This is a genomic window from Streptomyces sp. NPDC005070 (assembly GCF_053600395.1).
In genome coordinates this window covers 74,739-81,636 of record NZ_JBSFZS010000022.1, presented here as the reverse complement: position 1 = coordinate 81,636, position 6,898 = coordinate 74,739, and the positions used below count along the sequence as shown (strand labels likewise).

Below are 6,898 nucleotides of genomic sequence, written 5' to 3'. Positions count from 1 at the left end.
AGCTCTTCAAGATCCTTGAACGCTCCGACCGGAACGACAAGAGCCCACGTGAAGAACTCCCCCAGGTGGCTTGACGCGATATAGCAGCCTCGGGGAGCGGCATGGCTACGGGGGGATGGGGGCCGGGAAACGGCCCGGGTCAGCCTGGCGGCAACGGACCGGGAGGCCAGGGGGGCTGGGGCGCTCCCTACGGACCACCGCAGGGCGGCCCGTACGGTCCGCCACCACCGAATCCGGGCCCGTACCCGAACCCGAACCAGCCTCCGTACCCCTACGGCCCCCAGCCCACGAGGCCCGCCGCCCGGCGCCGCCGCGGCTGCCTGTCGTTCGGCTCTCCCTTCGGGCTCGTCGGCGCGATCCTGCGCTCCGCGCACCGCGTTGCCACCAGGCTGTTCACGCAGGAGGGTGAGGGCCGGATCGCGGACCGGACCGTGGACCGCGTTCAGCTGGCCCGCACTGTGCTCGGTGCCGCCGCCACCATCGCCCTGATCCTCGCCTACAACGTGGACCCGAACCGCTGGGGGGACGCGGCGTACGGCGGTGCCGCCCAACTCATCGTCGCCCCGTTCGTGCTGATCATCGCCGCGCCCCTGGTCATCATCGGATTCATCTACTACGCGCCCCCGCACCTAAGGCCGCATCTGCGCTCCCGGTTGCGCGCTCCGCTCAAGGCGGTCGGCTGGTACGTGCTGACGTTGGTCGTCATCGGCGGAATCCTCGTCCTTACGGCCCTGACCGTCGACGCCGACGACGGGAAGAGCTGGTGGGAGTACGGACTGGCCGTCGCCTCGCTGATCGTGATCGTGTGGGGCCTTCCCTTCTTCTTCATGGCGTCGCTGTACTCGGCCCGCAGCGCCTTCAACAGCGCCCAGGTCCACCCGATGCTGCCGCCCGTCCTCACCCTGACGCTGGTGTGGGTGTTCGCGGCCTTCAGCCTGATCGGCGACGGCATGCCGGAGGGCCCGCCCATCGTCCAGTTCTGCTCCACGCTGGGCGGGCCGCTGTCAGTGACCGCCGTCTCGCTGTGGGAACTGCGGCGGATGAGGACCCGTTTCGGCGTCACCCTGCGCGCCTGATCCGGCTTCGGCGGGCCCCGCCTCCAGGTAGAGCGCGGACCTTCGGTGGAGGGGTGTGAGGGTTCTCAGGGACAAAGCCAGGCGTGCCGGCCTGGAGGTTTGGCTGGCAGGTGGTTCAGCACTCGCAGGTCCCCCGTTACTCGTACCGGTACTTGAGCGAGTCCGCCTCCGCCCGTTCGATGGCGGCGATCGTCAGCTCCGGCATCCGCAGTTGGGCCAGCGTCACCTCGGCCGAGGTCGGCTGGGCGTTGGCCGGCAGCCACTGCTCCGGCTTCCAGGCTGCGCAGCGGCGGCTTGGGGCAGTGCGGGTAGACCTCCTCGATCCCCAGCACCGGCGCGGGGGCCGGCGGCTTTCCCACGGCGGTCAACTGTGACAGCAGCTCCGGGCGGGTGGAGACGCAGGCCCGGCCTTTCACCCTGAGGGTCGTGGTGCGGTCCGGGATGACGAACAGCAGCCCGTCCCGTCCGGTGGCGACGACGTTCTGCAGGGCGTCCAGATCTTGTTGCCGGTCGCATCCGGTATCTCCACCGTCCGTGCACCCAGGGCGGCGACGAACCCGTCGGGGCGCCGCGCGGGGAAACGTCGCAGTTGCCCTGGGTGTCCGCGCCGCAGCCACAGCCCCGCGCACCGCCCTCGATGAGCCGGCCACGCCGTCGGCCTCGGTTGCGTTGCCCACTCCGCGCCCCACACCGCGGCCGGAGGCCGACGTCGTCGACCGGGACCTGGTCCTCGAGGACCTGACCCGTGAGCAGGTCCTGGACTGGCGCACCCGCGCAGCCCGCGACCACCAGGTCGTCTTCGACCACATCGAGAAGTACGGCGAGACGTCGGCACAGAGGCTGTTCACCGGGTCCTTCGTCGCGAACGTGCAGTGCCTGTCACGCCTCGGGCCCATGAACCTCGGCCACACCACCTGGGAGCGGTCGCAACTGCCTATTTCCTAACCGTGACGATCGGAATTCCCGGCTCCCTCACCGGCACTGTCGTACGCCTCGCCACGACCTGCACACTCGGTGTATACATGCCGTGTATACACGGCATGTATAGTGCGGGTCATGTCCATCGGTCACACCCTTTTAGGGCTCCTGGAGTCCGGCCCGCGCCACGGCTACGACCTCAAGCGGGCCTTCGACGAGAAGTTCGGTCACGACCGGCCGCTGCACTACGGCCAGGTCTACTCGACGATGTCCCGGCTGCTGAAGAACGGTCTCGTCGAGGTCGACGGGATCGAGGCGGGCGGCGGTCCCGAGCGCAAGCGCTACGCGATCACCGACGCCGGCATCACCGACGTACAGAGGTGGCTCGCGACCCCGGAGAAGCCGGATCCGTACCTCCAGTCGGCCCTCTACACCAAGGTCGTCCTCGCCCTGCTCACCCGGCGCGACACCGCCGAGATCCTCGACACCCAGCGCTCCGAGCATCTGCGCAGCATGCGGATCCTCACCGACCGCAAGCGCAAGGGCGACCTGGCGGATCAGTTGATCTGCGACCACGCCCTGTTCCACCTGGAAGCCGACCTGCGCTGGCTGGAGCTGACCGCCGCCCGACTCGACAAACTCCGTGAGGCTGTGACCCGATGACGACTTCTCCCCCCGGTTCCCTGCTCACCGCGCACGACCTGCGCAAGGCGTACGGCCCTACCCGCGCGCTGGACGGCGCCGAGTTCTCCATACACCCCGGTGAGGTCGTCGCCATCATGGGCCCCTCCGGGTCCGGCAAGTCCACGCTGCTGCACTGCCTCGCGGGGATCGTGCCGCCCGACTCCGGGTCGATCACCTACAACGGGCGTGAAATGACGAAGATGAGCGATGCCCAGCGCAGCGCGCTGCGCCGCTCCGAGTTCGGGTTCGTGTTCCAGTTCGGTCAGCTGGTGCCCGAGCTGACCTGTGTGGAGAACGTCGCCCTGCCGCTGCGGCTGAACGGGTCCTCCCGCAAGGACGCCGAGCGGACCGCGCTCGGCTGGATGGAGCGCCTGGAGGTCGACGACCTCAAGGCCAAGCGTCCCGGCGAGGTCTCCGGCGGCCAGGGCCAGCGCGTTGCCGTGGCCCGCGCGCTGGTCACCGGACCGCGCCTGCTGTTCGCCGACGAACCCACCGGCGCGCTCGACTCCTTCAACGGCGAACGCGTGATGGAACTGCTGACCGAAGCGGCCCGCGCGACCAACGCCGCCGTCGTCCTCGTCACCCACGAGACACGCGTGGCCGCCTACTCCGACCGCGAGGTCGTCGTCCGCGACGGCAAGTCCCGCAACATGGAGCGCGCCGTATGAGTCCTCGCCAGTGGGCCAGAGACCTGGCCATGGGGGCCCGCTTCGCCGTCACCGGCGGACGCGAGGGCTGGGTTCGGATGACGCTCACCGCCGTCGGCGTCGGCCTCGGCGTGGCACTGCTCCTGCTGTGCACCGCCCTGCCCAGCGTGTTCGCCACCCGCCACAAGGTGGAGGACGCCCGCTTCGACAACACGTACTCCGACAAGGCCCCGCCGAAGGCCGACAACACCTTCCTGATCGCCGACACCGACACCACCTGGCACGACGACGACGTCCGCGGCCGGCTCGTCGAGCCCGAGGGCAAGCGGGCGCCGCTGCCCCCGGGAGTCGCCGGCTTCCCGGGCAAAGGCGAGATGGTGGTCTCCCCTGCGCTCAAGGACCTGCTCGCCTCGGACGGCGCCAAGCTGCTGCGGGAGCGGCTGCCCTACAAGATCACCGGCATGATCGGCGAGAGCGGACTCATCGGCTCCCACGAACTGGCCTACTACGCGAGCTCCTCGGGGCTGAAACTCACGGACATCTCCCCGGTGCACCGGCTGACCGAGTACGGCAACCCGGACAGCCCGGACGCGACACCAGAGCAGACCGACCCGGTGCTGCTGCTCATGATCCTGGTCGTGTTCGTGGTGCTGCTGACCCCCGTGGCCGTGTTCATCGCCGCCGCCGTCCGCTTCGGCGGCGAGCGCCGCGACCGCCGGCTGGCCGCGCTGCGCCTGGTCGGCTCGGACAGCCACATGACCCGGCGGATCGCGGCGGGCGAAGCACTCGCCGGAGCCCTGCTCGGCCTGGTCATCGGCACCGGCTTCTTCCTCCTCAGCCGTCAGACGCTGGGCTCCACCGAGGTGCTGGGCGTGAGCGTCTGGCCCAGCTACCTCGATCCCTCCCCGGTGCTCGCCGCGCTGGTCGCGGTGGCGATCCCGGTCGCCGCCGTACTCGTCACGCTGCTCGCGATGCGCGGCGTGGTGGTGGAACCGCTCGGCGTCGTGCGCGCGGCCAAGCAGCGCCGCCGCCGGCTGTGGTGGCGGCTGCTGCCACCGTTGGCCGGCCTCACGATGCTCTACCCGATGATCGGCAAGGGCCGCAAGAACGGCGACTTCAACCAGTACCTCGTCATCGGCGGCGTGCTGCTGCTGCTGATCGGCATCACCGCGCTGCTCCCCTGGGTCGTGGAGGCGGTCGTCGTCCGCCTCGGCAAGGGCGCGCTGTCCTGGCAGCTCGCGGTACGGCGGCTGCAGCTGAGCAGCGGAACCGCCGCACGCATGGTCAACGGCATCGCCGTCGCCGTGGCCGGAGCCATCGCCCTGCAGATGCTGTTCACGGGAACGCAGAGCCAGTACACCAAGGCCACCGGCAAGGACCCCGGCCGGGTCCAGATGCAGGTCGACTTCAGCGACCGCAAGCCGCTGTCCGGTGTCGAGCGCGAATTCACCGGCACCAAGGGGGTACGGGCCGCAGTGGCCCTGGCCATCTCGCAGTACGGGGACGCGCGTCGCGACCCGAAGAACAGCAACGGCCTGACCGTGGGTAACTGCACTGCCCTGCGCGAACTCGCCACGCTTCCCTCCTGCAAGGACGGAGACGTGTTCATCACGCGAACGAGGAGCCACAACACCTCCCCCAGCAACGCCGACGAAATCGCCGTGGTGAAGCCCGGTCAGCAGCTCTACATCGACCCGTCGTACGACGACGCCACCGAACGCGGCATCGAGGTGCCCTGGACCGTTCCGGCGAACGTGCGGGTGGTGGACGCACGCAAGGACTCACTGCAGGACGCCAACGGTCTGCTGGTCACCTCCGCCGCCCTGCCCGCCAAGGCCGCGCCCGCGTTGTTCTCGGACGGGGTCTACCTGCGTCTGGACCCGTCGGTGCCGGGCTCACGGGAGTACATACGCAACGTCGTCGCCCGGATCGACCCCCTGGCACGCACCTACAGCTGGTCGGCGACCCAGGAGAACGACAAGTACGCCTCCATCCGCACAGGTCTGTTCGTCGGCTCCGTCTTCGTGCTGGCACTGATCGGCGCGAGTCTGCTGGTCTCCCAGCTGGAGCAGCTGCGCGAGCGCAGGAAGCTGCTCTCCGCGCTGGTCGCCTTCGGCACCCGGCGCCGCACGCTGAGCCTGTCGGTGCTGTGGCAGACGGCCCTCCCGGTCGGACTCGGCCTCGTACTGGCCACAACGGTGGGTATCACCCTCGGCTCGGTGCTGCTGAAGATGACCCGTACACCGGTGGTCATGGACTGGGCAAGCGTCCTGACCATGACCGGCGTGGGCGCGGTCGTGGTCGGCGTGGTCACGCTGCTGAGCCTGCCGCCGCTGCTGCGGATGATGCGCCCGGAAGGCCTGCGCACGGAATAACCCCTCACACATCCCCCGAAGTGGGCTCCTCCTGCCAGGAGGAGCCCACTCCTGCACGCAGACAAGCCAGTTCGGCATCAGCGGTCCAGGAAGGGGTCCCGCGTCCGGCCGCAGCCACGACGAGACATCGCTCGTCAGGACCAGCCGACCGTCCGCCGCCCCCGGACAACAGCAGCCCGACCTGAGTCCGCCGGAGCCGGACGACGTCGATGTGGCCGTCGTGGAGCCCGCCGTACAACGAACCGTGACCACAGCGGTGACCAGAAGGCCATAGACCGTTCAGCCTCGCCGTTTCACTTGGGTACGGCTGACTTTGGGGCGGAAACGCGAAAGTGCCTTCCTGACCTGGGACGATGAACCTTGCTGAGGGGTTCTGTCGGTTCAGGCGGAGGGCACTTTCTACGTGCAGGTTATCGGGTTGCGTCCCAAGGTTCATGTCAGTGCCGATGGTTCGGGGGTGGCCGGGCATGCCGGGGCACGGCTGCTGGCAGAACTTGCTGATGCCACCGGGCTGACCGCCGCGTACTCCGCCGCGCTCAGGCCGCTTCGGCCGCGCGGGACCGGGCATGATCCGGGCCGGGTCGCCACCGATCTCGCGGTGATGCTCGCCGACGGTGGTGAGGCGATCGCGGATCTGGCCGTGCTGCGGGACCAAGGCGAGGTGTTCGGCCCGGTCGCCTCCACTCCTACGGCCTGGCGGTTGCTCGCCGACACCGACGAGGCTGCACTCACTTCGCTGCGAGCGGCCCGCGCCACGGCCCGGGAAGTCGCCTGGAGGCAGGCCGCCGACAGGGGCGAGGGCATACCTGCCGCTCGGGCCGGCGGACGAGAACTTCCCGGCCTGGTTCTGGACCTCGACGCCACGCTGATCGCCTGCCACTCGGAAGCTGTGGCCTGAGTTCGACCGACGAGTCGACGAGATCGCAGATCACCTCGACGTCACCGAGGACCGGATCAACTACGCAAACCGCCGCCAGCGCCTGGCCGAGTGGCGCATGGCGAGTGAAGAGTGGTACCTCCTGACCGCCGGCATCCCCCGCCTCCGCAGACTTCACGAGCGGGGCGACCCTGGGATTGGAACTGCCCTCGTATGGAGCAGAGTCACTCAGGGCGAACCTGCCCACAGCCCCGTCGTCCGTGAATCCGAACGGAACGGCGGTGATGTCACCTCGCTCACCAGGAAACTCTCCGTTCTCCA

The 6,898-nt window shown here is 69.3% G+C and carries 5 protein-coding genes and 2 pseudogenes; 6 read left to right on the top strand and 1 reads right to left on the bottom strand.

From position 1 onward, the window contains the following. The first annotated feature begins 101 nt into the window (after nucleotides 1–101). Nucleotides 102–1,076, top strand: coding sequence for a hypothetical protein (locus ACWEBX_RS10795; protein WP_451884540.1), 975 nt, complete (start codon nucleotides 102–104; stop codon nucleotides 1,074–1,076). Between the two features lie 136 nt (nucleotides 1,077–1,212). Here the strand turns inward: ACWEBX_RS10795 and ACWEBX_RS10790 are convergent. Beyond that, nucleotides 1,213–1,682, bottom strand: a pseudogene (locus ACWEBX_RS10790) (MSMEG_1061 family FMN-dependent PPOX-type flavoprotein); the annotation flags it as partial. Nucleotides 1,683–1,745: 63 nt separating this feature from the next. On the opposite strand from ACWEBX_RS10790, the gene ACWEBX_RS10785 reads away from it, so the two are divergent. The 5 genes and pseudogenes from ACWEBX_RS10785 to ACWEBX_RS10765 all read left to right on the top strand — a co-directional run. Further along, on the top strand, nucleotides 1,746–2,021 hold the full coding sequence (locus ACWEBX_RS10785; RefSeq protein ID WP_451884542.1) for a hypothetical protein: 276 nt from the start codon (nucleotides 1,746–1,748) through the stop codon (nucleotides 2,019–2,021). 111 nt (nucleotides 2,022–2,132) lie between these two features. After that, nucleotides 2,133–2,657, top strand: a complete 525-nt coding sequence (locus ACWEBX_RS10780) for a PadR family transcriptional regulator (protein WP_451884539.1) — start codon at nucleotides 2,133–2,135, stop codon at nucleotides 2,655–2,657. Next, nucleotides 2,654–3,346 carry an ABC transporter ATP-binding protein gene (locus ACWEBX_RS10775; RefSeq protein WP_451884538.1) on the top strand — a complete coding sequence of 231 codons (693 nt, stop codon included), beginning with the start codon at nucleotides 2,654–2,656 and terminating at the stop codon, nucleotides 3,344–3,346. The genes ACWEBX_RS10780 and ACWEBX_RS10775 overlap by 4 nt, the downstream gene beginning before the upstream one ends. Next, the gene (locus ACWEBX_RS10770) at nucleotides 3,343–5,700 is read left to right on the top strand and encodes an ABC transporter permease (protein ID WP_451884537.1); all 2,358 of its coding nucleotides are present in this window, start codon (nucleotides 3,343–3,345) and stop codon (nucleotides 5,698–5,700) included. Before ACWEBX_RS10775 ends, ACWEBX_RS10770 begins: the two co-directional genes overlap by 4 nt. A gap of 373 nt (nucleotides 5,701–6,073) precedes the next feature. After that, nucleotides 6,074–6,586 (top strand): annotated as a pseudogene (locus ACWEBX_RS10765) (transposase); the annotation flags it as partial. Nucleotides 6,587–6,898 lie beyond the last annotated feature (312 nt).